The sequence below is a fragment of the Streptomyces winkii genome (genome assembly GCF_032248595.1).
Classification (GTDB): domain Bacteria; phylum Actinomycetota; class Actinomycetes; order Streptomycetales; family Streptomycetaceae; genus Streptomyces; species Streptomyces winkii.
On the sequence record NZ_JASTTH010000005.1, the window covers coordinates 721,491 to 747,792 of the forward strand.

25 protein-coding genes are annotated in these 26,302 nt (G+C 69.9%); 16 read left to right on the forward strand and 9 right to left on the reverse strand.

Annotated elements, in window-relative coordinates:
* Window positions 1–194 precede the first annotated feature (194 nt).
* Window positions 195–530 carry a DUF2516 family protein gene (locus QQM67_RS18835; protein WP_314175078.1) on the forward strand — a complete coding sequence of 112 codons (336 nt, stop codon included), beginning with the start codon at window positions 195–197 and terminating at the stop codon, window positions 528–530.
* Window positions 531–653: 123 nt separating this feature from the next.
* Here QQM67_RS18835 and QQM67_RS18840 read toward each other — a convergent pair whose 3' ends face one another.
* Together QQM67_RS18840 and QQM67_RS18845 are read right to left on the reverse strand one after the other, a co-directional pair.
* Window positions 654–2,018, reverse strand: a complete 1,365-nt coding sequence (locus QQM67_RS18840; RefSeq protein ID WP_449657452.1) for a PP2C family protein-serine/threonine phosphatase — start codon at window positions 2,016–2,018, stop codon at window positions 654–656.
* A gap of 210 nt (window positions 2,019–2,228) precedes the next feature.
* Window positions 2,229–3,275 carry a C40 family peptidase gene (locus QQM67_RS18845; RefSeq protein ID WP_314175080.1) on the reverse strand — a complete coding sequence of 349 codons (1,047 nt, stop codon included), beginning with the start codon at window positions 3,273–3,275 and terminating at the stop codon, window positions 2,229–2,231.
* 658 nt (window positions 3,276–3,933) lie between these two features.
* Here QQM67_RS18845 and pstS point away from each other — a divergent pair.
* From pstS to pstB, 4 genes are all read left to right on the forward strand, one after another.
* A complete protein-coding gene (gene pstS / locus QQM67_RS18850) occupies window positions 3,934–5,049 on the forward strand; it encodes a phosphate ABC transporter substrate-binding protein PstS (protein WP_314175081.1) in 1,116 nt (371 codons plus the stop codon).
* A gap of 248 nt (window positions 5,050–5,297) precedes the next feature.
* Window positions 5,298–6,323, forward strand: a complete 1,026-nt coding sequence (gene pstC / locus QQM67_RS18855) for a phosphate ABC transporter permease subunit PstC (protein ID WP_314175083.1) — start codon at window positions 5,298–5,300, stop codon at window positions 6,321–6,323.
* 73 nt (window positions 6,324–6,396) lie between these two features.
* On the forward strand, window positions 6,397–7,482 hold the full coding sequence (gene pstA, locus QQM67_RS18860; RefSeq protein WP_314175084.1) for a phosphate ABC transporter permease PstA: 1,086 nt from the start codon (window positions 6,397–6,399) through the stop codon (window positions 7,480–7,482).
* A gap of 129 nt (window positions 7,483–7,611) precedes the next feature.
* Entirely contained in the window at window positions 7,612–8,388 is a 777-nt protein-coding gene (gene pstB / locus QQM67_RS18865) for a phosphate ABC transporter ATP-binding protein PstB (RefSeq protein WP_314175085.1), read from the forward strand.
* Window positions 8,389–8,730: 342 nt separating this feature from the next.
* Here pstB and QQM67_RS18870 read toward each other — a convergent pair whose 3' ends face one another.
* Both QQM67_RS18870 and QQM67_RS18875 read right to left on the reverse strand, forming a co-directional pair.
* Complete coding sequence (locus QQM67_RS18870) at window positions 8,731–9,726, reverse strand: inorganic phosphate transporter (protein WP_314175086.1); 996 nt, start codon at window positions 9,724–9,726, stop codon at window positions 8,731–8,733.
* Between the two features lie 6 nt (window positions 9,727–9,732).
* Window positions 9,733–10,353, reverse strand: coding sequence for a DUF47 domain-containing protein (locus QQM67_RS18875; RefSeq protein WP_314175087.1), 621 nt, complete (start codon window positions 10,351–10,353; stop codon window positions 9,733–9,735).
* A gap of 266 nt (window positions 10,354–10,619) precedes the next feature.
* Here QQM67_RS18875 and QQM67_RS18880 point away from each other — a divergent pair, with 266 nt between their 5' ends.
* Window positions 10,620–11,003: a metal-sensitive transcriptional regulator gene (locus QQM67_RS18880; protein ID WP_314175089.1), complete on the forward strand. Its 384-nt coding sequence runs from the start codon at window positions 10,620–10,622 to the stop codon at window positions 11,001–11,003.
* Window positions 11,004–11,157: 154 nt separating this feature from the next.
* Here the strand turns inward: QQM67_RS18880 and QQM67_RS18885 are convergent, their stop codons facing one another.
* Both QQM67_RS18885 and QQM67_RS18890 read right to left on the reverse strand, forming a co-directional pair.
* On the reverse strand, window positions 11,158–11,436 hold the full coding sequence (locus tag QQM67_RS18885) for a hypothetical protein (RefSeq protein ID WP_399067116.1): 279 nt from the start codon (window positions 11,434–11,436) through the stop codon (window positions 11,158–11,160).
* 145 nt (window positions 11,437–11,581) lie between these two features.
* Window positions 11,582–12,640: a hypothetical protein gene (locus QQM67_RS18890; protein WP_314175090.1), complete on the reverse strand. Its 1,059-nt coding sequence runs from the start codon at window positions 12,638–12,640 to the stop codon at window positions 11,582–11,584.
* A 95-nt stretch (window positions 12,641–12,735) separates the two neighbouring features.
* Between QQM67_RS18890 and QQM67_RS18895 the strand changes: the two genes are divergently transcribed.
* Window positions 12,736–13,050 carry a hypothetical protein gene (locus QQM67_RS18895; RefSeq protein ID WP_314175146.1) on the forward strand — a complete coding sequence of 105 codons (315 nt, stop codon included), beginning with the start codon at window positions 12,736–12,738 and terminating at the stop codon, window positions 13,048–13,050.
* A gap of 112 nt (window positions 13,051–13,162) precedes the next feature.
* Here QQM67_RS18895 and QQM67_RS18900 read toward each other — a convergent pair whose 3' ends face one another.
* Both QQM67_RS18900 and QQM67_RS18905 read right to left on the reverse strand, forming a co-directional pair.
* Window positions 13,163–13,930, reverse strand: a complete 768-nt coding sequence (locus QQM67_RS18900) for a phosphatase PAP2 family protein (protein WP_314175092.1) — start codon at window positions 13,928–13,930, stop codon at window positions 13,163–13,165.
* Between the two features lie 408 nt (window positions 13,931–14,338).
* Complete coding sequence (locus QQM67_RS18905; protein WP_314175143.1) at window positions 14,339–15,328, reverse strand: C40 family peptidase; 990 nt, start codon at window positions 15,326–15,328, stop codon at window positions 14,339–14,341.
* A gap of 164 nt (window positions 15,329–15,492) precedes the next feature.
* Here QQM67_RS18905 and QQM67_RS18910 point away from each other — a divergent pair, with 164 nt between their 5' ends.
* From QQM67_RS18910 to QQM67_RS18950, 9 genes are all read left to right on the forward strand, one after another.
* The gene (locus QQM67_RS18910) at window positions 15,493–15,801 is read left to right on the forward strand and encodes a hypothetical protein (RefSeq protein WP_197351803.1); all 309 of its coding nucleotides are present in this window, start codon (window positions 15,493–15,495) and stop codon (window positions 15,799–15,801) included.
* Between the two features lie 295 nt (window positions 15,802–16,096).
* Window positions 16,097–16,741 carry an O-methyltransferase gene (locus QQM67_RS18915; protein ID WP_314175096.1) on the forward strand — a complete coding sequence of 215 codons (645 nt, stop codon included), beginning with the start codon at window positions 16,097–16,099 and terminating at the stop codon, window positions 16,739–16,741.
* A gap of 148 nt (window positions 16,742–16,889) precedes the next feature.
* Window positions 16,890–17,711: a maleylpyruvate isomerase N-terminal domain-containing protein gene (locus QQM67_RS18920; RefSeq protein ID WP_314175098.1), complete on the forward strand. Its 822-nt coding sequence runs from the start codon at window positions 16,890–16,892 to the stop codon at window positions 17,709–17,711.
* A gap of 103 nt (window positions 17,712–17,814) precedes the next feature.
* On the forward strand, window positions 17,815–18,255 hold the full coding sequence (locus QQM67_RS18925; protein ID WP_314175100.1) for a VOC family protein: 441 nt from the start codon (window positions 17,815–17,817) through the stop codon (window positions 18,253–18,255).
* Window positions 18,256–18,573: 318 nt separating this feature from the next.
* Window positions 18,574–19,431, forward strand: coding sequence for a hypothetical protein (locus tag QQM67_RS18930; RefSeq protein ID WP_314175101.1), 858 nt, complete (start codon window positions 18,574–18,576; stop codon window positions 19,429–19,431).
* Window positions 19,421–20,746 (forward strand): hypothetical protein, encoded by a 1,326-nt coding sequence (locus QQM67_RS18935; RefSeq protein ID WP_314175102.1) that lies wholly within the window; start codon window positions 19,421–19,423, stop codon window positions 20,744–20,746. Before QQM67_RS18930 ends, QQM67_RS18935 begins: the two co-directional genes overlap by 11 nt.
* Window positions 20,743–22,308 carry an SCO6880 family protein gene (locus tag QQM67_RS18940; RefSeq protein ID WP_314175103.1) on the forward strand — a complete coding sequence of 522 codons (1,566 nt, stop codon included), beginning with the start codon at window positions 20,743–20,745 and terminating at the stop codon, window positions 22,306–22,308. The genes QQM67_RS18935 and QQM67_RS18940 overlap by 4 nt, the downstream gene beginning before the upstream one ends.
* Window positions 22,309–22,506: 198 nt before the next feature.
* Entirely contained in the window at window positions 22,507–23,925 is a 1,419-nt protein-coding gene (locus QQM67_RS18945) for an ATP-binding protein (RefSeq protein WP_314175104.1), read from the forward strand.
* 2 nt (window positions 23,926–23,927) lie between these two features.
* Complete coding sequence (locus QQM67_RS18950) at window positions 23,928–25,394, forward strand: hypothetical protein (protein WP_314175105.1); 1,467 nt, start codon at window positions 23,928–23,930, stop codon at window positions 25,392–25,394.
* Window positions 25,395–25,404: 10 nt separating this feature from the next.
* On the opposite strand, the gene QQM67_RS18955 is transcribed toward QQM67_RS18950, so the two are convergent.
* A complete protein-coding gene (locus QQM67_RS18955) occupies window positions 25,405–25,929 on the reverse strand; it encodes a GNAT family N-acetyltransferase (RefSeq protein WP_314175107.1) in 525 nt (174 codons plus the stop codon).
* Window positions 25,930–26,302 lie beyond the last annotated feature (373 nt).

Consider the following 26,302-nt stretch of genomic DNA (forward strand, 5'->3'; position numbering starts at 1 on the left):
CGCGGCCCACGGGGCCCGTCGTGCGGTTGCCTTCGGCGCAGCCGGGGGAGGAGAGCCCCCAGCGGACGGTCGGCTATGCTGCCGGGCCGTCGCGGACCGACGGCCTGAAGACGGCCCGCGGCCAGCACGTTCGGTGAAACACCGGCCAGGCCGGACCCGGGCAGAACTCACGGACTCACAGGGATGTGGACGACATGATGCAGGGATTCCAAGGGCTGCTGTGGGTGATCTCCCTGGTCCTGCTGGCGATGGCGGTCTTCGCGTTCATCGACGGCGCGATGCGCCGGACCGACGCCTACCCGGCGGCCGGGAAGCAGACCAAGCCGTTCTGGCTGATCATCCTCGGCCTGACCATCGCCGTGAACATCTACCCGATCATCTTCCTCCAGATCGCCGGCCTGATCGCCACGATCGTCTACATCGTCGACGTGCGTCCCGCGCTCAAGCAGGTCATGGGCGGCGGCCCGCGATGGGGCCGCGGGGGAAGCAGCAGCGACGGTCCGTACGGGCCGTTCAACGGCCCCCGCTGAGCGCACCCCTGATCCCGTCGTCGTCCCTCCGAGCGGCCCTCACCCGAGGGCCGCTCGGTCTCCGTATCGGGCGCCGGGCTCACGGCGCAGAGGCGGCCGGCCGCGCAGCGCGCACCGGTCGGCTCACCCGCGGTCGAGCAGCAACACCGCCACGTCGTCGGTGAGTTCGCCGCCGTTCAGCCGCCGCACGTCCTCCATCGTCGCGTCCAGCAGCCGCTCTCCGTCCACGCCCTGCGCCATGCGCCCGGTGACGATGTCGATCATCCCGTCCTGGCCGAGGCGCTGCCGGCCCTCGCCGACACGTCCCTCGATGAGGCCGTCGGTATACATCAACAGGCTCCAGGCGCGGCCCAGTTCGACCTGCCGGCGCGGCCAGCGGGCGTTCGCGACGACGCCGAGCGCCGGACCGCTGTAGTCGTACGGAAGCAGCCGCGGCACTGAGCCGCCCGCCCCCGCGACGAGCGGCGACGGGTGCCCTGCCAGGCAGACCCCGGCACGGCGGCCGTCGGGAGCGATGTCGACGGTGCAGAGTGTGGCGAATATCTCGTCGCTCGCCCGCTCGTTGTCGAGCACCTTCTGGAGCGTCCCCAGGAGTTCGTCGCCGCACAGCCCCGCGAAGGTCAGCGCGCGCCAGGCGATGCGCAGTTCGACGCCGAGGGCCGCCTCGTCGGGCCCGTGCCCGCACACGTCGCCGATCATCGCGTGGACGGTGCCGTCGGCCGTACGGACGGTGTCGTAGAAGTCGCCGCCGAGGAGGGCCCGGGAGCGGCCGGGCCGGTAGCGGGCCGCGAAGCGGAGCTGGCTCCCCGCGAGGAGCGGAGTCGGGAGCAGCCCGCGCTCCAGGCGGGCGTTCTCCTGCGCGCGCAGCCGTGACTCGGTGAGCTGCCGCTGGGCGAGGTCGGAGCGCTTGCGTTCGACGGCGTAGCGGATCGCGCGGCTGAGCAGCCGGCCGTCGAGTTCGTCGCGGAAGAGATAGTCCTGGGCCCCCACGCGTACGGCCTCGGCGGCTCGTTCGGCGTCGGCCCCGTCCGTCAGCGCGATGACCGCGTGCCGGGGCGCGAGCCGCAGCACATGGCGCAGGATCTCCAACTCGCCCGTGGCGGGGTCGTCGCCGACGGCGAGGCCGGAGCCGGCGCCGGAGCCCGCCGGCGCGGCGGCCGGAGCCTTACGGCCCGCTCCCGTCAGCGCCAGGTCGAGCAGGATGCACTGCACGTCGTCGGTGAGCAGCCGCTCGGCCTCGGTGAGATTGCGCGCGGTGCGCACCTTGATGCGCTCGCCGGACGCCCCGGAGTGCCCGTCACCGGGCAGATATCCGCCTGCCGCGTCGAGGATCTCCGGCACGCTCCGTCCTCCGGCGAGGCTGTCCTCGATGACCAGCAGCGCCAGGCCGCTCTTCGCGGCTCCCCCGGACCGCTCGTGCGATCCGCTGCTCTGCTGGGGAACCGAGGCACGGGGCGGGGCGGCGGACACGGCGTCATCGCGTGGCACGCCTACGGGCATATGTGCTTCCTTCCCTCCCCCCGAGGGCGCGGCCGTGAGCCAGCCGGCTCACCACCCGGCCCGGTGCGGCGGCGCTGCTCCTGCTCGCGTGCACACGACCGGGCTGTCCAGGGGACCTTAACGCCACCGCACACGTGTACGGAATGGCTGACGGCAATCCACCACCGTCATATGCCAGTCCCCTGCGGCCGGTTGACCCTATTTGTCCGGACGGACGACGCCCTTGATGAGCAGGGAACCCGCGCCAGCGACCGTGATCTGGCGGCCCGTACGCGGTGCGTGGATCATCTCGCCGCCCCCCACGTACATCGCGACGTGGCTTGCGTCACGCTTGTAGATGATCAAGTCGCCGGGACGCATCTTCCTGATCGGCACGTGCTTCAGCTGCTTCCACTGCTCCTGCGAGGTCCGCGGGATCTCCTCGCCCGCGGCCTGCCAGGCCCGCAGCGTCAGCCCGGAGCAGTCGAAGGTGCGCGGCCCCTCGGCGCCCCACTCGTAGTCCTTGCCGATCTGGTTGGTGGCGTAGGCGATGGCCCTCTTGCCCGCCTTGGAGGCCTTGCCGGAGATCTCGTCCAGCACCCCGGATTCGAGCCACTTCGACTGCCGCGCCTGCGCGGCCTCGTCCTCCAGCTCGCGCAGCCGCTTCAACTCCTTCTCCGCCAGCTGCGATTCGAGGTCCTCGGCCGCCTTCAGATCCTTCTCGATCTTCTTCTTCGCGGCGGCCTTGCGCTTCTTGTTCTCCTCCAGCTTCCGGAGCTTCTCCGACGCCTCCAGCGCGTAGTCGTCGAGGCGGGACTCGGTCTTCGCGAGCGTGGTGATGACGCCCTTGGCGGCCTGCTGCCCCTTGCGCATGATCACCGCGTCGCGCATGAACGCCTCGGGGGTCTTGCGCAGGATCAGATGCGCCTCGTCGGGCATCCCGCCGCTGCGGTACTGGGCGCGTGCCAGCGCTCCAGCCGTCTTCGTGTACTTGCCGCGCGTCTCACGCAGCCTGTCGATCTTCTGGTTGAGCTTGTCGACGGCCTTCTGCTGCTTCCCGGCCTGCTCCTGAGCGCCGTTGTACGCGTCCGTCGCCGACTCGGCCGCCTCGTGCAGCCGGTCGATCTTCCGGGCGACCTCTTCGAGGCTCTGCCCGCCGTCCGGGCGCGGCTCCGGTGCCGCGTACGCGCTTCCCGCCGCGGGTCCCGCCAGCAGCCCCAGCGTGCAGGCCGCCACCAGCATCCGGCGCTTCCCCGTCCCGCCCACCTTGCCCCCTCGCCGTAGTCGTCTCTTCGGGGTTCTCGGTCCTGTCTGTCGTGCCGGTCCCTGTGCCTTGTGCCTTGTGCCTTGTGGTCTGTGCTCTGTGCCTGTGCGTGTGCTGTCCGTGCTCGTGCACGTGCCGTGCGTGAGCCTGCGCCCGCCGTCCCCGGCATGCCCGCAGGTCCCGCTCCGCGTCGCCGCGCCCTCGTTCCCGGCGCGCCCGCCGCGTCGTCACGCTGAGGCACCGCCCAACCGGCCCGTCGCATACGGTCTTCCACTGCCCGCACCGGTCAACCGCGGCCCCCTCAGCGGATGTTGCCACGCGCCCGCGGAATCCGACAGGGCAGCGATCGCGCCGCAACTCCCGCGCCCCGCCCCCGAGTCGAGGGTTCGACAGAGTCCGGCCACACGCCGGCGCCGCGGCCGGCGCCGCACCGTACGGCCGCAGACCGGCGCGCGAGAGCCCGTCTCGGCAGCTCAGCACGCTACTGGGCCGACCGCCGAGGTTCACCCTGCGTTCATCCTCCGCCGTGGGCCGCTTCACCTGATCTGTCTAATTTCAGCCTTACGGAGGGCGAACGTACGCGCTCCCGAAAACCACACGCACCACACACGCCTCGCGCGCCGCCCCCAACGGCGGGCTCCAGGAAGGAACCGAACGACAGTGATGCTTCAGCGCACGATCCGGCTGCGCGCCCTCGCTCTCGGCGCCGTCGCGGTCTCCGGCGCCCTGGTCCTCACCGCCTGCGGCTCGGACACGAACACCAGCAAGGACGCCCAGAAGGCCGCCAAGAACATCAAGTGCGAAGGCAAGGGCAAGCTGCTCTCCTCGGGCTCCACGGCGCAGAAGAACGCCGTCGACGCCTGGGTGAAGAACTACCAGACCGCCTGCAAGGAAACCCAGATCAACTACAAGGACATCGGCTCCGGCGGCGGCGTCCAGGAGTGGCTCCAGGGCACCACCGCCTTCGCCGGCTCCGACTCCGCGCTCAAGCCGGACGAGGTCGCCAAGTCCAAGAAGGTCTGCAAGGGCGGCCAGGGCGTCAACCTGCCCATGCTCGGCGGCCCCGTCGCGATCTCGTACAACCTCAACGGCGTGGACGACCTCGTCCTGGACGCTCCCACCATCGCCAAGATCTTCGACTCGAAGATCAAGAAGTGGAACGACCCGGCGATCAAGAAGCTCAACCCCGACGCCAAGCTGCCGAGCACCGACATCCAGGCCTTCCACCGCTCCGACGAGTCGGGCACCACGCAGAACCTCGGCAAGTACCTGGGCACCGCGGCCGAGGGCGACTGGAAGTACCCGGACGAGAAGTCCTGGCAGGCCAAGGGCGGCCAGTCCGCGTCCGGCTCCGCCGGTGTCGCGCAGCAGGTGAAGCAGACCGACGGCGCGATCGGCTACTTCGAGCTCTCCTACGCCACGGCGAACAACCTCGACAGCGTCAAGGTCGACACCGGCGCGGGCAAGCCCGTCGAGCCCACCTCGGAGAACGCCTCCAAGGCGATCGCCGACGCCAAGGTCGTGGGCAAGGACAAGGACCTGGCCCTCGAACTGAACTACAAGACGAAGGCCGAGGGTGCCTACCCGATCGTCCTCGTCACGTACGAGATCGCCTGCGACAAGGGCAACAAGCCCAAGACGCTCGACGCCACCAAGTCCTTCCTGACCTACACGGCCGGCGAGGAAGGCCAGGGCGAGCTGGCGAAGCTCGGCTACGCACCGCTGCCGGACGAGATCGCGCAGAAGGTCCGCGGAGTCATCCCGGAGCTGTCCTGATCATCCAGGCCAGGGCCACGACGGCGGTCACGGCGCACGACGCGTGAACGGCCGGCCCGGCACACCGGGCCGGCCCCACGCCACATCCGAAGACCGCTCGCCCACGACCCGCCAGTCCACCCCGATCAGCACCCGATCAACACCCCGATCAGCGCCTGATCAACACCACGTTCACCCACCACCACCCACCCAGCGACCATCCGGTGCACCGCCGCCAGGGGCCCGTCCCCGACCAGACCGGAGACACCATGGACACCACCAGCACATCCGAGAAGGCACCGCCTCCCACCGATCCCGCGGGCGGCGGCACCGCCGCGCCCGCCACAGGCCCGGTCAAGGGCAAGGCCGTACGCCCCGGCGACAAGGTCTTCCTCGGCCTCTCCCGCGGCTCCGGCATCACGCTGCTCGTGATCATGGCCGCGATAGCCGGGTTCCTCACCTACCGCGCCTCCGTTGCCGTCTCGAAGGACTCGGTCAACTTCCTGACCGCCTTCGAGTGGAACCCGCAGGGCGACCCGCCCGCGTTCGGCATCGGCATCCTCGCCTTCGGCACGATCGTCAGCTCGCTCATCGCGATGATCATCGCCGTCCCCATCGCCGTCGGCATCGCCCTGTTCATCTCCCACTACGCTCCGCGCCGGCTCGCCGCGCCGCTCGCGTACGTGATCGACCTGCTGGCCGCCGTGCCCTCGATCATCTACGGCCTGTGGGGCGCGCTCTTCCTCGTCCCCTACCTCGACGGGCTCACGCGCTGGCTCGACCAGTTCTTCGGCTGGACCACGGTGTTCGAGATGTCGAACCCCGGCAGCCCGGCCCGTTCGATCTTCACCGTCGGGATCCTGCTCGCGATCATGATCCTGCCGATCATCACCAACGTCTCCCGCGAAGTCTTCCTCCAGGCACCGAAGATGTACGAGGAGGCCGCTCTCGCCCTCGGCGCGACCCGCTGGGAGACCATCCGGACCTCGGTCCTCCCCTTCGGCCGCTCGGGCATCATCTCCGCCTCGATGCTGGGCCTCGGGCGCGCGCTCGGCGAGACGATGGCCGTCGCCACGGTCCTCTCGCCCGGCTTCCTCTTCACCTGGCACATCCTCGACCCGGGCAGCGGCACGTTCGCGCAGAACATCGCCGCGAAGTTCAACGAGGCGGACGACTTCGGCCGGGACGCGCTGATCGCGTCCGGCCTCGTCCTCTTCGTCATCACCCTCGTCGTCAACGGCGCGGCCCGCTGGATCATCGCGCGCCGCAAGGAGTACTCGGGGGCCAACGCATGAGCCGGGCACAGCTGCTTCGGCAGGCACAGCAGCTTCGGGACGCACGGATCACCACCCGGGAACGGGGGCACGCATGAGCGACAACGCACTGCTGGAGAAGCCGCAGATCACCGATCCGCCGCCGCCTTCCGCACCTCTCGCACGACGCCGCCTGCCGCGCTGGTCCCCGGTGGCCGTCGCCCTGGTCTCCGCGGGGCTCGCCGTCGGCCTCGGCAACGCCGCGGGCTGGGAGAGCCGCATCCAATGGGGCCTGATCGCCGCCCTGTTGTTCGTCGCCATCACCTACGCCGTGACCAGCCTCGTCGAGGACCGCAGGCAGGCACGCGACCGCGTCGCGACGAGCGTCATCTGGGTCTGCTTCATCCTCGCCGTCGTACCGCTCGTCTCCCTGGCGTGGACGACGATCAGCCGCGGCGCGAAGCTCCTGGACGGGTACTTCCTCTCCCACTCCATGGGCGGCATGACCAACCTGGAGGAGGGCGGCGGCGTCTACCACGCGCTGCTCGGAACCCTCGAACAGGTCGGTCTGGCAACGCTCATCGCCGCGCCCGTGGGCCTGCTCACCGCGGTCTACCTCGTCGAGTACGGGCGTGGCCGCCTCGCCCGCGCCGTCACGTTCTTCGTGGACGTCATGACGGGCATCCCGTCCATCGTCGCGGGCCTGTTCGTCCTCGCGTTCTGGAACCTGGGCCTGGGCTTCGGCCCGTCCGGGTTCGCCGGTTCGATGGCGCTGGCGATCCTGATGATGCCGGTGGTGGTCCGCTCCACCGAGGAGATGCTCAAGCTCGTTCCGAACGAACTGCGCGAAGCCTCGCTGGCGTTGGGCGTGCCGAAGTGGCGCACGATCCTCAAGGTCGTACTGCCCACGTCGATCGGCGGCATCGCCACCGGCGTGATGCTGGCGATCGCCCGCATCACCGGCGAGACCGCGCCCGTGATGCTGCTCGTCTTCGGCAACACGCTGATCAACCCGAACCCGTTCTCGGGCGCGCAGGAGTCCCTGCCGCTCTACGTCTGGAACCAGTACAAGCTCGGCAACGCGGCGAGCATCGACCGGGCCTGGGCCGGAGCGCTCACGCTCATCGCCTTCGTGATGCTGCTCAACCTGGTGGCGCGCGGCATCGCACGCTGGAAGGCGCCGAAGGCGGCGGGCCGCTGATGTCCGCGCCCGCCCCCGCATCCGTGTTCGCGACCGCGTCCGCGTTCGCGCCCGTACGCGCCTGCGTGCCCGTACGCGCGAACGCCCCGAACTCCTCGTACTCCCCGCACTCAGAAAGCGACTGACACCATGGCCAAGCGCATCGACGTCAGCGGCCTGACAGCCTTCTACGGCTCGCACCGGGCCATCGACGACATATCCATGAGCGTGGAACCCCGCTCCGTCACGGCCTTCATCGGCCCCTCCGGCTGCGGCAAGTCGACCTTCCTGCGCACCCTGAACCGCATGCACGAGGTCACCCCCGGCGGCCGCGTCGACGGCAAGGTGATGCTGGACGACGAGGATCTGTACGGCGCGCAGGTCGACCCCGTCGCCGTACGCCGCACCATCGGCATGGTCTTCCAGCGCCCCAACCCCTTCCCGACGATGTCGATCTACGACAACGTCGCGGCCGGACTGCGCCTGAACGGCCAGAAGAAGAAGCGCGATCTGGACGAGACGGTCGAGCGCTCCCTCAAGGGCGCCAACCTCTGGAACGAGGTCAAGGACCGCCTGAACAAGCCCGGTTCGGGTCTCTCCGGCGGTCAGCAGCAGCGCCTGTGCATCGCCCGCGCCATCGCCGTGCAGCCGCAGGTGCTGCTGATGGACGAGCCCTGCTCGGCGCTCGACCCCATCTCGACGCTGGCGATCGAAGATCTCATCGCGGAGCTGAAGTCGCGGTTCACGATCGTCATCGTCACCCACAACATGCAGCAGGCGGCGCGGGTCTCGGACCGCACGGCCTTCTTCAACCTCGCGGCGGTCGGCGAGCCCGGCAGGCTCATCGAGATCGACGAGACCGAGCGGATCTTCTCCAACCCGTCGGTCCAGGCGACGGAGGACTACATCTCCGGCCGCTTCGGCTGAACCGCCACCATGCGCGGCGCCGGCCGGGACGCCACCGGCCGGCTGCCGCCCATACGGCCTCGCGGTGCTGCATGGCGGTGCCACCGCAAGGCGGCGGGCTCGCCCCCGACACCACCGGGGGCGAGCCCGCACATGCTTCACGAGACGGGACGGCGGCAGGACGGTGCGAACGCACCCGCGCCGGCGGCCCGATCGCAGACGTACCGCGAAGCCAGGCTCAACTGCGGGCCGCCGGTCGTCAGTCGTCAGTCGAAGTCGTTAGTCGTTAGCTGTCATCTGTCAGCTGTCAGCTGTCAGCTGTCAGCTGTCAGCTGTCGTCTGTGAATTGTCGGCTGTGATCCGTCAGCCGAAGACCAGAAGGATGATCCCGTAACAGAGCCCCGCCACCGCTGCCGCCGCAGGCATCGTGATGAACCAGCCCATGACGATGTTCTTCGCCACGCCCCAACGCACAGCGGAGACCCGCTTCGTGGCGCCCACGCCCATGATCGCGGACGTGATGACGTGCGTCGTGGAGATCGGCGCGTCGAAGATGAACGACGCCGTGTACATCACGGACGCCGCGGTCGTCTCCCCGGCGAACCCCTGCGGCGGGTCGAGTTCGATGATCCGGCGCCCCAGCGTCCGCATGATGCGCCAGCCGCCCGCGTACGTACCGAGCGAAAGCATCCCCGCGCAGACGAACTTGACCCACAGCGGAATGCCGTTGCCCTCCTGCACGTCCGCGATGGTCAGCGCCATCACGACGACACCCATGGTCTTCTGCGCGTCCTGAAGACCGTGCCCGAGCGCCATGCCCGCCGCGGAGACCGTCTGCGCTATGCGGAACCCCCGCTTCGCCCGGTGCGGGTTGGCCCGCCGGAAGATCCAGAAGATGGCCACCATCACCGCGTAGCCGAGCACCATGCCGACGATCGGCGAGATGAACATCGGCAGCACGATCTTCTCGATCACGCCGGTCCAGATGACCGCGATCCCGCCCGCCAGAGCCGCCCCGACCAGGCCGCCGAAGAGCGCGTGCGAGGACGACGACGGCAGCCCGAAGTACCAGGTGATCAGGTTCCATACGATCGCGCCCGAGAGCCCCGCGAAGAGGATGGCCATGCCGTTCGAGCCGTGCGGGGTCTCGATCAGCCCCTTGCTCACCGTCTCGGCGACGCCGCTGCCCAGGAAGGCGCCCGCGAGGTTCATCACGGCGGCCATGGCCAGAGCGGCGCGCGGCGTCAGGGCACGTGTGGAGACGGACGTGGCGATGGCGTTCGCCGAGTCGTGGAAGCCGTTGGTGTACGTGAAGAAGAGCGCGACCCCGATGGTCACGACCAGAGCGAACGTGTCCACAGGTGGTCAGGACTCCTTGACCGCGATGGTCTCGACCGTGTTCGCCACGTGCTCGAACGCGTCCGCGGCCTCCTCAAGCACGTCCACGACCTGCTTGAGCTTCATGACGTCCATCGCGTCGTACTTGCCGTTGAAGAGGTGCGCGAGCAGCTTGCGATGGATCTGGTCGGCCTGGTTCTCCAGCCGGTTGACCTCGATCCAGTACTCGGTGAGGTTGTCCATCGTGCGAAGGTGCGGCATCGCCTCGGCGGTCAGCTCCGCTGCCCGTGCGAGGACTTCGATCTGCTGCTCGATGCCCTTGGGCAGATCCTCGATCTCGTAGAGGACGACGAGGTCGACGGCCTCCTCCATGTAATCCATGATGTCGTCGAGCGACGAGGCGAGCTTGTAGATGTCCTCCCGGTCGAACGGCGTGATGAAGGAGGAGTTGAGCTGGTGGAAGATCGCGTGCGTGGCATCGTCGCCCGCGTGTTCTGCCGCCCGCATGCGTTCGGCGATCTCGGCGCGCGCGGAGGACTCTGCGCCGAGCAGTTCCATGAGGAGCTTCGAGCCCGTGACGATGTTGTCCGCGGAAGCGGCGAACATGTCGTAGAAGCTCGTCTCCCTTGGGGTCAGACGAAAGCGCACTGGAGATCCTCGGGGTGCATCGGAAACGGTCTCGCTGATGCTAAGCGCATCATTCGGCCACAGCGAGGCGGCCTCAGACAGTGTCGCCCATAGCTGACTGTGCCCTGAAGGGCCCTCCCCGAATCCGGTATCATATACCCACGAGGGGTATATTTTTCGCAGGTGGACGGCCCTTCGAGAGGGCCTCAGCACCGTACATTTCAGGCCATCGACGGCCTTTCCGGGACTCCCTCGCGGGGGCCGTCCCACGACCGACGGAGGACCCAATGAAGACAGCCGGCGCCGGTTCCTCCGGCCTCTCCGGTGCCGCGGGCGGGAACGGCCGCTCCGGCGCGGACGACCACTGCGCCGCGCACGCCGCCACCGGCGAGCACGGCTACACCAAGGACAAGGACGCGCACCTCAAGCGCCTCCGCCGCATCGAGGGCCAGGTGCGCGGGCTGCAACGCATGGTCGACGAGGACGTCTACTGCATCGACGTCCTCACGCAGGTCTCCGCGTCCACCAAGGCACTTCAGTCCTTCGCGCTCCAGCTGCTGGAGGAGCATCTGCGGCACTGCGTCGCGCACGCGGCCAAGGAGGGCGGCGCGGAGATGGACGAGAAGGTGGAGGAGGCCACGGCCGCCATAGCCCGCCTGCTGCGTACGTGAGGCGACGCAGCCGAACTCGACTCCAGGCCCGCCAGGTCCCGGCCTGGCTCAGGTCTCTGCCTGGTTCAGTTTCCTGCCTGGTTCAGGTGCTGCTCGCGTCCCGCCCGGACCTCTCAAGTGCCGCTCGGCGCCCCGGGGCTCCGGCGCCCGGCGCTCAACTCCGCTGACCCGACGGCTGCGTGGGCCGCGGGGCCTGCGCGGCTCTGGAGGACGCGGAGCACCGGGACACCTGCCGCGGCAGCGGCTGCCACGCGCCCTCGTCGCCCTCGCCGGGCGCCGTGCCGAGCACCTCGTCGATGCGCGCGAGACTCAGCCGCTCCTCGCCGGCCGCCTCCGCGGCGGAAGCCGCGATCATCAGCTCGCCGCACAGCTCGATCTCGGCGAGGGCCACGTGATCCTGGACCACAGAACCCCGCGAACCACGACCGGGCACACCGGGAACGCTGCCAGGCACACGCACCACCTCCTCGTGTATCCCCACAGTAGGGACGAGCGCACCCTCCGCACATGGCAATTCCGAACCATTTCGCACCCGTCACCCCAGCCGGAACGTGCTGTGCGAACCCGGTCCAAGTCGCCTAGAACGGCGCGATCTCTCCCGCGTAGATGTCGTCCGGTTCGGGCATCACGACCTTCACGGGCGCACCGTAGCCGTAGAACCATGTGGTCGACGCGACAGCGATTCCGTCCACGCCGCCCCGGTCACCGCCGTCCCGGCCGCCACCGGCGCGGCCGGACTCCGTCCCGTCCCGGCCACTCGGCGTACCGCCCGCGAAGGTGAACTCGTGCCGAACCTTCCGGAGGCGCCCCTGCCCATCGATCTGCGCGTCAAACGGGACCGACCTCTCGGAGAAACCGCGGGCCGCCGCCTCCAGCTGACCGCGCCGGTGCGGCGACGCGGCCCGCGCGGCGGCGGCCAGGTCGAGCGTGCCGCGGTAGCGCCGCACCGCCGTCCCTCCGGGGGTCCGCACGGCGCCCTCGTAGGTCACGTGCCGTGCCCCGCGCAGCAGTTCGGCCGCGCTCTCCGGGTCCGTGGCCCCGGCGCTGATCAGGTTCCCGTCGGCGAGCGCGTCCGTGTCGACGCGCACCCACTTGTCGCGGGGGACGCCGGCGCCGCGGTTCTTCATGTAGAGCGCACCGGGGACGACCAGCTCCGTGACCGTACGGCGCTCGCCGGGCCGCGCACCCGAAGTGCCCTCCGGCAGGCGGACGGTGAGGCCGCCCTCGCCCTTGCGGTAGTCGAAGCGGCCCTCGCCGCGCACCGCGATGCGAGTGCCGCCGCTCGCCATCGACATGGACGTACGAGTACGTGACGTGCCGTGCCTCGCGAGCGCGTCGGCCGCCGCCCGCACGGCCTTGCCCGGATCGGACGGGGCCGTCAGCCCCGGCGTCCTCCGCGCGCCGGGGCCGCCGGATCCGGAACCACTGCCCGCACCGGACGATCCGTCCCCCGCCCGCGAGCCGTTCGGCGATCCGGACGCTCCCGGATCCCCGTATGACGCGGGCGGGTCCCTGTCGCTCGCGACCGCCGCGTCGTTCTCCGTGCACCCCGTGGCGAGGAGCAGCGACGCGCCTGCGGCGGCCGCCGCGACCCCGGTGACCCACGCCTGCCTGCGCCCGTGCCGCCGCGCCGCCATCGTCTGCCGCCCCCAACAAGCGTTCTCTCTCCGGGATTCGATCCCTTAACGAACGGCCGGGCCCCGCCGTCACGGGGGACCGATACGGTGGGCGGGTGCGACAGCGAAGCGGGCACGACGAGAGTGGTGACCAGGGCGGACACCGCACATCGACGGTCGAGCGTGGCGCGTTCAGCCACGCCCGCTGCACATGCGGCTGGCTCGGGCCGGCGAGACGGGCGAGAGAGACGTCACAGGCCGACGCGAGGGCTCACAGCACGTCTCAGGACGTTCAGGACGTTCCGGACGGCGGCGGTTCGGGCGACGGCGCGGCCGACGTCGTCGCCGAGGGCGATGCCGATGCCGAGGCGGATGCCGAGGCCGGGGCCGCGGGCGGGAGAGCGGAAGGCGTGCGCAGGTCCCCGCTCTGAGCGGGGGTACGACAGCAACGGCCCCCCGGTCAGGGCCACTTCGGCGGCTTCTCCTCGGGCGACTTCGGCAACTCCGCGCGCGGCACTGCTCCTTCGCCGGGGATTGTCGCCGTCAGGCCGCCAGATCCCGGTCGTTACGGGGTGCTTCCGCCTCCGACGCGGCCTTTGGCTCCGTCTCCCGCTCCTGCACGGTCTCCGGCTCCGGCTCCGTCTCCTCGCTCGGCGTCGAGGCTCCGGCTCCCGCCTCCGCCTCGGATTCCGCAGGCCCGGCCCACACCACCGAGCCCGTACGAGGCGAGTTCGCGAGCCGGCGCACCAGCGGCGTCAGCCCCCACATCGCCACCGGTGCCAGCAGCAGCGCGACCGCCGCGCCGAGGGCGAGCCCGCCGATCACGTCCGTCGGATAGTGAACTCCCAGGTAGACGCGGCTGAAACCGGCGGGCACGGCGAGCACGATGCTCAGCAGCCCGTAGCGCCGGTCGACCATGAAGATGCCCACGGCCAGGGCCATGGCCAGCGTGGAGTGGTCGCTGACGAAGGAGTAGTCGCCCTTGCCGTGCACGAGCACGTCGAGGCCCCTGTGTTCGACGAAGGGACGCGGCCGCTCGACGAGATCCCTGATGGGGATGTTCACCAGCAGTGCGATCCCCGCCGCGAGCGGCGCCCAGATCAGACCGGCGAAGCCCGCGACCGCCTCGTCGCGTGCAGCCTTGCGGCGCACGACCCGCCACCACGCGATGACGCCGAGCAGCACGAGCACGGCCACGACGCCGAACTCGCCGACATACCCTATGGTCCGGTCGGCCCAGGCCGGGGCCGCCTCGGCGAGACCGTTGATCTCGTAGAGAAGGTCGACATCCGGGTCGTCCCAAACTGCCATGGTGATGCTGACCTCACTCTGCTCTGATCTGCCGTGCTCGTGGTCGTTGCCGGTCTGACCCCCCGTGCCCCGTGACCCCGTACCCCGTGGGCTTGCCGCTCTGCGGCCTTCTGGCCGTACGGCCTTGTGGCTTTGTGTCGTTGTGTCGTTGTGGCTCTGGATGCGGAAGCGGTCCTCGACGTTCTTCCGCCGTACAGAGAACGCCAGTCGGCGCACCGCCCGTTCCGGCCTTACCGAACGATCACCCGGACGTTATCGAAGGGTGACCCGTCTTCCCAGCTCAGCGGCTGTCGCTCACGGACCGTCCCGCAATGATTACACGCTTCCGCACATCCCCTTCGCCGCTCCGGCGGGTTCCACCCGCAGCACAACTGTCCGAGGGTGTGACGTGCCGTCACCCGGATCGGTTCACGCGTCGCCCGTCGGCCTCGTCGCCCCGAAGTAGTTGGGGGTGTCGATGGGATCGAAGCGGATCTTCGCCCCGGTGTAGGGAGCGTTGATCATGTAGCCGCCGCCCACGTAGATGCCCACGTGGTCGATGGAGCGCGAGTTGCCCAGGTCGGTTCCGAAGAACACCAGGTCGCCCGGGAGCAGTTCGCCGCGTTTCGGATGCGGGCCGCTGTTCCACTGGTCGTTGGCGACGCGCGGCAGCTTCACGCCCACGCTCCGGTACGCGGCCAGCGTCAGGCCCGAGCAGTCGAACCGGCCGTCCTGCTCCGGGGTGCCGTTCCCGCCCCACAGATAGGGCGTGCCGAGCTTCTTCTGCGCGTAATAGATGGCGCCCGCCGCCCTCTTGGACGGATCGACTCGGCCCTGGGTGGAGGCGAAGCTCTGCTCCATCTTCCGGATGGTCGAGACGTAGTTCTTCGTCTCGCGGTACGGCGGCACGCCTCCGTACTTGATCACCGCGTACGCGCCCGCGTTGTAGGCGGCCAGCATGTTCTCGGCCGGGTCCCCGGGCGCGTCCTTCACATAAGAGGCCAGCTTGCAGTCGTAGTTGGCCGCCGAGGGGATCGCGTCCTTCGGGTCCCACACGTCACGGTCGCCGTCGCCGTCGCCGTCGATGCCGTGCGCCGCCCAAGTCCCGGGAATGAACTGGGCTATGCCCTGCGCCTGAGCCCCGCTGCGCGCCTCGGGCCGCCAGCCGCTCTCCTGGTAGAGCTGGGCCGCGAGAAGCGCCGGGTTCAGCGCCGGGCACAGCGCGCCCCACTTCTGGACGAGGCCCTGATAGGCCGTCGGGACCGCGCCCTTGGCCAGCCCCACGGCTCTGCCTCCGGCGCCCAGATGCGCGGCCGCCACATACGTACCGACGACGAGAAGCACCATGAAGCCGGCGAACAGTCCCAACCCGCCGCCGACACCCAGCAGCCAGACCTTCTTACGCCCCGCACCACGCATCCGCACCACTCAACCATCCCCCATGCGGGCGTGGTTCACTGCCCATCCCGTCCGACTCATGACAGAATCCAGGTGGGCGCGCCAAACACGCGCGCCCTATCCTCACTCAATCTTCATTCCCGACGTGCACGTTTCAATCTCCGACATGGGGCGGTGAGTTCACCATGTTTCTGGCGGCCGACAAGGGCGATATCACCACCATCATCGGCGGAATCGCACCGGACTGGGGTCCGTTCGGGTCGCTGGGCAACGAGGCCCGGGTGATGGTCGAGGTCGTGATGGCCATAGCCATTCTCCTCTGCCTGGGCATCGCCATCTGGGGCGCGGCGAAACAGCGCATCGGCGCCACGGCCCTCCGTGACACCTTCAGCGCCGAGCAGGGCAAGGGCCTCATCGTGGCGGGGCTGACGGGAGTCTTCATCATCGGATCGCTCGGCACTCTCTTCACGATCGTGTACGGCATGGCGGTATAGCCGTACGGCCCCTGGAATCCGGGGAGTTCGGGACCGGGAGGCGCCCGGTCACCTTCTCCCCGGGCGGCGGGCCGCGCCCGCTCGTACGACTCCCGCGGTGACTTCGGTCACGCCCGGTCGCCCTGTGCACTCCTGCAACACGGCGACAGCGGCACGGCAACTGCCGCTCCTGCGGCCCCACTTCGCCTTCTCGTACGACGAACGCCCGCGCGTGCAGCCCCGATTTGACCGCCGCGTACGACGACGTACGACCACGTACGACCGACGGGTACGACGAGACCACCTTCGGAGACGCATGGACATCATCAACCCTGCCCTCGACGACTATCTGCTCGCGCACGCCTCTCCCTCGGACAACATCCTCCGCGACCTCGTCGAGGAGACCCACCAGCTGGTGCCGGGCACGACGATGCAGATCTCGCACGACGAGGGCGAGTTGCTCACGATGCTCGTGCGCCTCACACGGGTGTCCTTCGCGGTGGAGGTCGGTGTCTTCACCGGCTACTCCTCCATCTGCATCGCCCGCGGCCTGCGAGCGGACGGCCGTCTGCTCGCGTGCGACGTGTCGGAGGAGTGGACGTCCGTCGCCCGCCGCTACTGGGAGCGCGCGGGCCTGACCGACCGCATCGACCTGCGCCTGGCGCCCGCCGACGAGACGCTGCGCGCCCTTCCGACGGACCAGGCCGTCGACTTCGCCTTCATCGACGCGGACAAGACCGGCTATCCCACGTACTACGAGGAGTTGGTCCCGCGGATGCGGCAGGGCGGCCTGATGGTCCTGGACAACGTGCTGCGCGGGGGCCGTGTCGTCGACCCGTCGGCGCAGGACCCGGCCGACCGGGCCATCCGCCAGATCAACGACACGATCACGGCGGACAGCCGCGTCCAGTCGGTGATGCTGCCGCTGCGCGACGGCGTCACGCTGGTGCGGAAGCGGTGACGAGGAGCGACGGCAGCCGATAGGGGCGCGGCGAGGGGACGGAACCGGAGCTGGGGCAGGCCCGGATGCAGGGCCCCGGAAGCAGACACGCACACGCGCGCGGAGGCCTGACCGTACCCGCCGTCATAGCTGCTCTTAGGCTTCCGGCATGACCAACGCCCTCGCGTTCGACCGCTACTGCGCCGAGATCATCGAGCAGACCCGTCTGTTGAGGGACACCCTCAAGAGCGCCGGGCTCGACTCGCGCGTCCCCACCTGCCCGGAATGGACGCTGCGCGATCTGGCGGTGCACGTGGGCGACGGCCACCGCCGCGCGGCCGAGCTCGTACGGACGCGGGCGACCTCCTCCATCCGGGCCGACGACATCCCAGGCTGCGGCGGCCCGGCGGACCTCCCGGAAGCGGCCGTCGCGCCCGGGGCATACGTGGAAGCTCTCAGCACCTGGCTCTCCGAGAGCGCGCAGCTCGTATCCGACGAACTGCGCGTCGCAGGCGAGGAATCGCCCGCCTGGACGTTCGCCGGGGAGCACCGCGCGGCCTTCTGGGCGCGGCGCAGGACGCACGAGACGCTCGTGCACCGCGCGGACGCGGCTCTGGCCGCGGGCGCCGGGTTCGACGCGTCCCCCGGCCTGACGGCCGACTGCATGGACGAACTCCTTGAACTCGCCGCAGCTCCCGAGGCGTCGGCGAAGTGGCCGGCGCTGCGCACGCTCGCCGAGCGCGCCGGTGACACGCTCCATCTCCACGCCACCGACACCTCGCGGACAGTCGCCGCGGAGTGGCTGATCCGCATCGAGGAAGACGGCTTCACCTGGACGCGGACGCATGAGAAGGCCACCACCGCGGTACGCGGCCCCCTCACGGACCTGTTCCTCGTCCTCTTTCGCCGTCTGGCGCCCGCGGAGAGCAGGTCCGAAGTGCTGGGCGACGCGGGGCTGTTGGAGTTCTGGCTCGAACGCGTCAGGTTCTGACGGCCTGTTGCTCTGTCCACAGGCTGTGGACAGAGCAACAGGCCGTCAGAACCGGCGAGTCGGCATCCCCGGAATCCGCGCGCGGCCGTGCCAGACTCGCCGCATGGACCAGCGCACACACTTCGTCACGTTCGCGACGCCGGACCTCGACGCCGCCCGCACCTTCTACCGGGACGGGCTCGGCTGGCAGCCGCTGGGGGACGTCCCGGGGGAGATCATCTTCTTCCAGACGGGCCCCGGCATGGTGCTCGGCTTCTTCGACTCGGAGAAGTTCCGCGACGAACTCGCCGGTGCCGTCTCCGACACGAGCGTCACGGGCGTGACGCTCTCCCACAACGTCGAGAGCCGGGAGGCAGTCGACGCACTGCTGAACGCCGCCGTCGCGGCGGGCGGGCGCCTGGTCAAGTCCCCTGAGCCCGTCCCGGTGTTCAACGGCTACCACGGCCACTTCGCGGACCCGAACGGAGTGGTCTGGGAGATCTGCCACAACCCGGGCTGGTCGATCGACGCCTCCGGCCAAGTCCGCCTCGACGCGGGCGACTAGACCCGCCGAGTGGCCGTGTGTCAGAGCAGCGGAGTGCCCGGGTGGCACGGCGGCGCACATGAGTACGGCCGCTCGGCTCCACATGGGGACCCCTGCGCCTCCGTACGCCCGTTCCGCGCCCCGGCGACAGCTGTGACGATGCGAGGCAGGGGTTGCCATCGGGGCGTGTGAGGCGGCAGGCGTACCGCATGGCAAGACGGTGCGTCACCCGTTGTCCACAGGTCCCCCGTACGGCCGGTGACACAGCTACCTTCGTTTGAGGAGACAATGCACTGACGGCAGTTGACTGTGTATGAGGTTCGAGGGGGCACGTCCGGAATGAGCATCGGCGGCGAGGGGTACGGCGAGCGCGACCGTACGGGCGACGAGGGTGCGGCCGGGGGCTACGGCCGCGGCCCGTCCGCCCTCACCACGACCCGCACGCGGCTCCCGGGCGGCGAGGGCGGCGGAAGACCTCCGGCACGCCCCGGCCGCAGCATCGTCACGATCGTCGGTGTCGTGGTGCTGCTCATCGCGGCGATCGCCTTCGCCAACCAGAGCGACGAGGGCTCAGGCGACGACGCGGGCAGCAAGGACGGCGCCGGCGCCCAACCGACGGCACCCACCGGCCAGAAGCCGGTCAAGGGCGGCAAGGGCGGCATCGCGTCGGGCTTCCCCCATTCCCAGCAGGGCGCGGAGAGCGCGGCGGCGAACTACGCGGTGGCGCTGGGCGGGGACGGGATGTTCAACAAGGACAGCCGCCACGAGATCGTGGACGCTGTCTACACGGAGGAAGCCGCCTCCAGGCTCAAGGGCCCCCAGGACAAGGCGTATTCCCCGAAGTTCCTGGATCGCCTCGGGCTCGACGAAGACGGTGAACCACCGAAGGGCAAGACGTTCATCAGCCGCACGATCCCAGTCGGAACCAAGGTGACGGAGTTCGACAAGAAGCAGGCCACAGTTGGCGTCTGGTATACGGGCCTGATCGGGATGGCAGGGTCCGGTTCACAGGACCCGGTGCGCACCGATTGGAAGACGTGGACCTTCAAACTCCGCTGGACCGGAGATGACTGGCGGGCTGTCAGCGACACGCAGAAGGACGGCCCTGCTCCGGTACAGGGCGACATCACGGCGTCGGGTGCTGAAGAGATCAGCAAGGCGGTTGAGGAGTACGGAGGGTTCACGTATGCCCGTTGACAACCACCGCTTTCTGAGGTTCGGAGTCGCTGCGGCAAGCGTGCAGGGCATCGTGATGCTGTTTGCCGGTCGTGCTTCCGCGGCGCCCGCGGACGACAACTGCGACATGCTGATCGGCCCCGCCAAGGAGTACTGCGAAAAGGGCGACAAAGGCGGCGGCGGAGGCGGCGGCTCCGCCCCCGACCCCACCAGCACGCTCGACCCCCTCTCCTCCCTCGCCAAGGGCTGCGCCAAGGCCGCCGCGTGGACCGTCGACAAGCTCTCCGAGCTCGTCAACAAGACGACGAACGTCGACTTCACCAACCCCGAGTTCCTGCGCCAGTACGCAGTCGTCTTCGCCGCGTCCACGATTCTCACGCTCACGATCTGGCTCCTCGCCGTCGCCAAGCGCGCCATCCGCGGCGTCCCGTTCGTCGAGGCCATCACAGAGGCAGTCGGCTTCCTCTGGCTCACCGTCATCGCGTCCGCGTTCACGCCGCTCATCCTCTACACGGTCGTCTCGGCGACGGACGCCGTGACGGACGTCGTCGCGTCGGGCACGTCCGATCAGACGAACCAGTTCTTCGGCACGTTCTCCGAGGCCCTCAAGAACGGCGACGACATCGGCGGCGGCCCGATAATGCTGATCGTCGTCTCGCTCATCTCCGTGCTCGCAGCCGGCGTGCTCTATCTCGAACTCGTCGTCAGGGCCGCCCTGTTGTACGTCGGCGCGCTGCTCGGCACCGCCGTCTACGCGGGCCTGGTCGACAAGAACATGTGGGGCCACGTCCGCCGCTGGGCCGGCATCATGATCGCGGTCATCCTCGTCAAGCCGGTGATCGTGATCGTGCTCGGGCTGGCCGGCGCGCTCTCCTCGTCCGACGGGCCGGACGCATTCTCGGCGATCGTCTCCGGCCTCGCCATCATCCTCCTGGCGATCTTCGCGAGCGCCATGATCTACCGCTTCGTCCCCGGCTTCGGCGACGAGATCGTGGGTCACCGCAACGCCTCGCGCGATCCCGCCTCCCGTGCCGCCGCCGCGGTCGTCTCCTCGCCGGCCGCGCTCGTACGGCAGGGCATCAACACCCACAGCGCCCGCGGCGGAGGCGGCGGCGGTGCCGGGGGAGGCGGCGAGAGCGCCGGACCCAAGCAACAGCCCGCGGGCCAGGTCTCCGGCGGCGTCGCAGCGCACAGCACCCGCGGCGGCGGGGGAGGCGGCGGCGGAGACGCCCCGCGCCCGCAGGCGCCGCCCGCACCCCGTACGTACGACCGCTCCGCACCGTCCCGCCCGGCCAGAAACGGCGGAGGCAACCGCACCGGAGGTGACCGCAGGTGACCACGGCGTCCCACACTGCCGCCGCTCCGCGCCGCACGTACATGATCGGCCGGGCCCGGCCCAACGCGGTCATCGGCAAGAACCGGGAGACCGGCGAGATCGGCCTCATCATCGTGGGCGCGTTCCTGGGCATGATGAGCGGGCTGCTCATTCCGGTGCTCGCGTTCCGCATCCCCGCCCTCGTCGGCTTCCCGATGCTGTCACTGGCCGCGATCTACGTGCCGTACAAGGGCCGTACGTTCTACAAGTGGTTCGAGATCAACCGCTCCTACCGCAGGCTGCTGCGCAGCGGCGGCGCCACATACCGTTCGGAGGCCGCCGAGGCCGGCACCCGGCTGGACGGGCGTGAGGTCGAGGTCGGCCCACCGCCCGGCGTCGGCCGCATCAACTGGCTGACGGCGCCCTTCGGTCCGGACGAGCTGGCGGTGCTGCTGCACGCCGACCGCCGTACCGTCACCGCGTGCATCGAGATCGAGGGACCGGGCGTCGGGCTCCGGGACAGCGAGGACCAGGAGGCCCTCGTCGACCGCTTCGGCACTCTCCTCAAGCACGTGGCGAACGGCGACGGCTTCGTCACCCGCCTTCAGATGCTGGCCCGTACGCTGCCCGCCGACCCGGACGCACACGCGAAGGACGTCGAGCAGCGCGGCGACGACCGCTCCGCCCTCTGGCTGCGCGACTCCTACGACCAGCTCCAGTCGATGGTCTCCACCTCCAGCGAGCAGCACCGCGCCTATCTCGTCGCATGCATGCACTACGGACGTGAACTCGCCGCCGAGGGCGCGGCGATCGCGAAGGCCGCGCAGCGCTCGACGGGCCGCTCGGGTCGGAGGCTGACCAAGGACGAGGGCCTCGCGATCGTCATGGCCCGCGAACTGACCGACATCTGCGCCCGGTTGACGGAGGCCGACATCCGCGTGCGGCAGCCGCTCGGCCAGGCGCGCCTCGCGTCGCTGATCCACTCCATGTACGACCCGGACCACCCCATCGACCACCTCCAGGCCATGTCGAAGCGCAACGCCTGGCCGGCGGAGCTGGACGCGATGGAGCCGACGTACCTCCAGGCGAAGACGCGCGAGTCCGCGACCCGCGCACCCTGGTGCCATTCGACGGCGTGGGTGAAGGAGTGGCCGATGACGCCCGTCGGCGTCAACTTCCTCGCTCCGCTGCTGGTTCACACCCCGGACGTGATCCGTACGGTCTCGGTCGTGATGGATCTGGAACCGACAGAACTGGCCATCGAGCGGATGCTGACCGAGAAGACCAACGACGACGCCGAGGCCAGCCGGCAGGCGAAGATGAACCGCACCATCGACCCGCGCGACGTCGCCGCGCACGGCCGCGTCGACCAGCGCGGGGAAGACCTGGCGTCCGGCGCGGCCGGCGTCAACCTCGTCGGCTACATCACGGTCTCCTCCCGCTCCGCGGATTCGCTGGCACGCGACAAGCGCACGATCCGCGCCTCGGCCGGAAAGAGCTACTTGAAGCTCGAGTGGTGCGACAGGGAGCATCACCGGGCGTTCGTCAACACGCTGCCGTTCGCGACCGGTATCCGCCGCTGAGGAGGACGCGCATCATGATCAACGGCCGCTGCCGGCACGGCAGTTGTCCGCACCGCCCGGGCCACGCCGGCGCCACGGCATTTGCGACGCACCCGGCACCCGCGCCGTACACGACGACGCCCGCACAACCCGCAACTCAGGCACAACCCGCGACGTCCGCGACCGGCATCCGCCGCGGAAGGGGCTGAAGGAACTCCCATGGCCGCGCTCGATCCACTGACAGCGATCACCGACGCGTTCACCAGCTTCCTCTTCGGCAAGACCGAGACGACGCGGCTGCCCGTGCGCACTTCGACAGGACAGGCGCAGGCCGTCTATCTGCCGACCGCCGCCCCCGGCCTGGGCGACTCCGGCGTCATCATCGGCCGCGAGGTCTACAGCGGAAAGGGCTACATATACGACCCCTTCCAGCTCTACGGCCAGCAACTCCCCGCTCCGCACTGGCTGGTGCTCGGCGAGTCCGGCAACGGCAAGTCGGCCCTCGAGAAGACGTACGTCCTGCGCCAGCTCCGCTTCCGTGACCGCCAGGTCGTCGTCCTCGACGCACAGGGCGAAGACGGCGTCGGCGAATGGAACCTCATCGCCGAGGAGATGGGCATCACCCCCATCCGCCTCGACCCGACGGCCGCGCTGGACCAGGGCATCCGCCTCAACCCCCTCGACCCGTCCATCACCACCACCGGGCAGCTCGCACTTCTCCGTACGATCATCGAAGTCGCCCTGGGCCACGGCCTGGACGAGCGCTCGGGCTTCGCGCTGAAGGTGGCGCACAGCTATGTGAACGCCACGACGGCAGGCCGCCAGCCCGTCCTCACCGACATCGTCGAGCGGCTGCGCCACCCCAAGCCGGAGTCGGCGGAGGCGATGAACGTCGCCCTCGACGACGTACGGGCCTGGGGCCTCGACGTCGCCCTCGTCCTCGACCGGCTGGTCGACGGCGACCTGCGCGGCATGTTCGACGGCCCGACGACCGTCGGCATCGACCTCGACGCCCCGCTGATCGTCTTCGACCTCTCCCACATCGACCGCAACTCGATCGCGATGCCGATCCTGATGGCCATCGTGGGCGTCTGGCTGGAGCACACCTGGATCAGGCCGGACCGCAAGAAGCGCATCTTCCTGGTGGAAGAGGCGTGGCACATCATCAACAGCCCGTTCGTGGCGCAGCTCTTCCAGCGGCTGCTCAAGTTCGGCCGCCGGCTGGGCCTTTCGTTCGTGGCCGTGGTCCACCACCTGTCGGACGTGGTCGACGGTGCCGCCGCCCGAGAAGCCGCCGCGATCCTCAAGATGGCCTCTACACGGACCATTTACGCGCAGAAGGCCGACGAGGCGCGAGCCACCGGCAAGGTCCTCGGCCTGCCCCGATGGGCCGTCGAGATCATCCCGACGCTGTCGCCGGGCATCGCCGTGTGGGACGTCAACGGCAATGTGCAGGTCGTCAAGCATCTGGTGACAGAGGCAGAGCGTCCGCTGGTCTTCACCGACCGCGCCATGACGGAGGCCTCGTCCGAGCCGGAGAGCTTCGACGCTTCGCTCGAAGCCGATCTGGAGGCCGAGGCGGAGGCACGGGCACTCGCCATCGAACAGTCACCGTCCTCCAACTCCACCGTCGCCTAGCCATGTCGTACGACTACGGCTACGACGACCGCTACGGACACGGGCACGGCCCCGGCGGCGACCGGAGCTACGGCGGCCCCCACATGGACGGCGGCCGCTTCTCGGACCGGCCGCGATACGCACGGGGCGGCCCGTCGCGACCCCCTCACCGCGGCCCGTCGAGAGGCGGCACCGGGGGAGGCGGCATCCCGGACGGCCTGCTGATGGGCGTACTCGCGCTGCTCCTCGGCACCACCGTCCTCACCTGGACGGCCACCGGCCTCGCCGGGCTCCTCTCACACGGCTCATGGCCCGAGGGCGTCTCCTTCACCCGCACACCCATGGCGATGCGCGACCTGGCCTCCGACCCGCGCGACCTGGCCGGCGCCTGGCCGGGAGTCGATCCCTCCCGGCTCTCCGGATACGGGCTGTTCTGGGGCCTGTTCATCGGACAGCTGCTGATCTTGACCGTCCTCACGGTCTTCGCCGTCGGTACGGTCACGCGCGCCCGCGCCGTCCGCGCGGCCCGCCGCTCGCGTCCTGTCGCCGAGAAGGCCGAGACCACCGCGCCCGACGAGGACGTACGGACCACGCCGCCTGCCCGAACCCCGGTTCCGGCAGATGAGCCGGAGCCACAGACACCGCCCGTCCGCGCCCCCGAGCCCTCCCCGGCGCCCACCCCCGCACCCGTCTCCGCGCCCGTTGCCGAACGCGTCCAAGAACCGGAGCGCGACGACGCCTCACACGACGCGGCAACCCCGTACACCCGTGTGCGGGACGCCCCGGGGGCCGTCCTCGTCGCGACGTCCGACACCGAACTCTGGGCGGCGACCAAGGACTCCCGGGCGAAGCTCGGCCCCGTCCACCTCTTCGACCCGGGCCAACTGTGCGACACACCGGACCGCTTGCGCTGGTCGCCTCACCAGGGCTGTGCCGACCGGGCCACCGCAGCGGCACGCGCCGCGGCGCTCCTCGCACCGCTGCGTTCGTCCCGCCCCCTCGACGCCGAGACGCACTCGGCGGCGGAGACGCTTCTGAGCTCCTGGCTCCACGCCGCGGCCCTCGACGACCGCCCGTTCCGCGAAGTGCACCGCTGGGCACTCGCCAAGACCGCCCCCACGGATCCCGTCCAGACGCTCCGCACCCATCCCAAGGCGTCGTCCGGAGCCGCCGGCGAGCTGGAGGCCACGCTCACGGGCCACCCCGAACGCCGCAAGGACGCCACGGAACTCGTGCGCCGGGCCCTCTCCCCGCTCTCCCAGCTCCACGTACGCAACGCGTGTACCGCCGCCCGCGCGGACCGCATCGCCCTGGAATCCTTCATCGACGAAACGGGCACGCTCTATGTCGTGGGCGAAGACCCCGAGTTGATGCCGATCCTGAATGCGCTCGCCCAGAGCGTGGTCGAGCACGGCCGCCGCGTGGCCGCACGGTCATCCCCCGGCCGGCTCGACCCACCACTCACGTCAGTGCTTCAACTCCCCGTATAGGGACGGCCCCTCAGCCGGAACGGCGCGACAGCTCCCGCACCATCTCGTACTCCTTCAGCACCGGCGCCTTCGGATCACTCACGAAGGCCCCGGTGTGCACGTACCCGATCCTCCGATAGAAGGCCTCGGCCCGCGGATTGTGCTCGTGGACGTGCAGCAACATCCGCGTCACGTACGGACGTTCACACGCCCACTCCTCCACCGCACGGAAAAGCTCGTCCGCCAGCCCAGTTCCCCGGTGCTCGGGGCGGACGTAGACGCCCACGACGTGCGCACTCTCACCTTCGTCCAGCACCGTCGCACTGCCGACCCAACGCCCGCCGTCCTCTTCGTCCTCGCCGATGAACGTCTCGGCAAGCAGCCCCTGCGAACCCTGCGCGGCACGCCGGCGCCAGAACTCGTCGCCTTGCGCGGCCGCGTTCTCGTACGTCTCGTTGAAGGCCACCGACGCCACAGGATCCGCGAGCCCTGCGAGCCGCAACTCACGCAGCAACTCCCAGTCTTCCGCCAGCACCGCCCGGATCTTGTACGTCATAACCCGATACTGCCGCAGGACACAGGACAGCAGTAGCGATTTGCGCTGCACTTGAGACACGAAGCGGCGGGGTCGGCGCCCCACGCCGACCCCGCCTTGTGCACTCCCAGACCCACCGCCTTCCCCCAGCGGCCCCGCACATGCATGCCTGCGCACCGAGGCTTGTGACGACATGAAGAGGCCCCGCCGGGTGGGGTGTTGGCCCCCACTCCCGACGAGGCTTCGGTCCGGCCCGTGCACGTAGCTCTCTTGAATACAGAAAAGGGCCCGTGGCCTACAGCGCAAGCACGCTGTGAACCACGGGCCCTTCAAAAGGAGTTCGGCGGTGTCCTACTCTCCCACACGCTCCCGCATGCAGTACCATCGGCGCAGT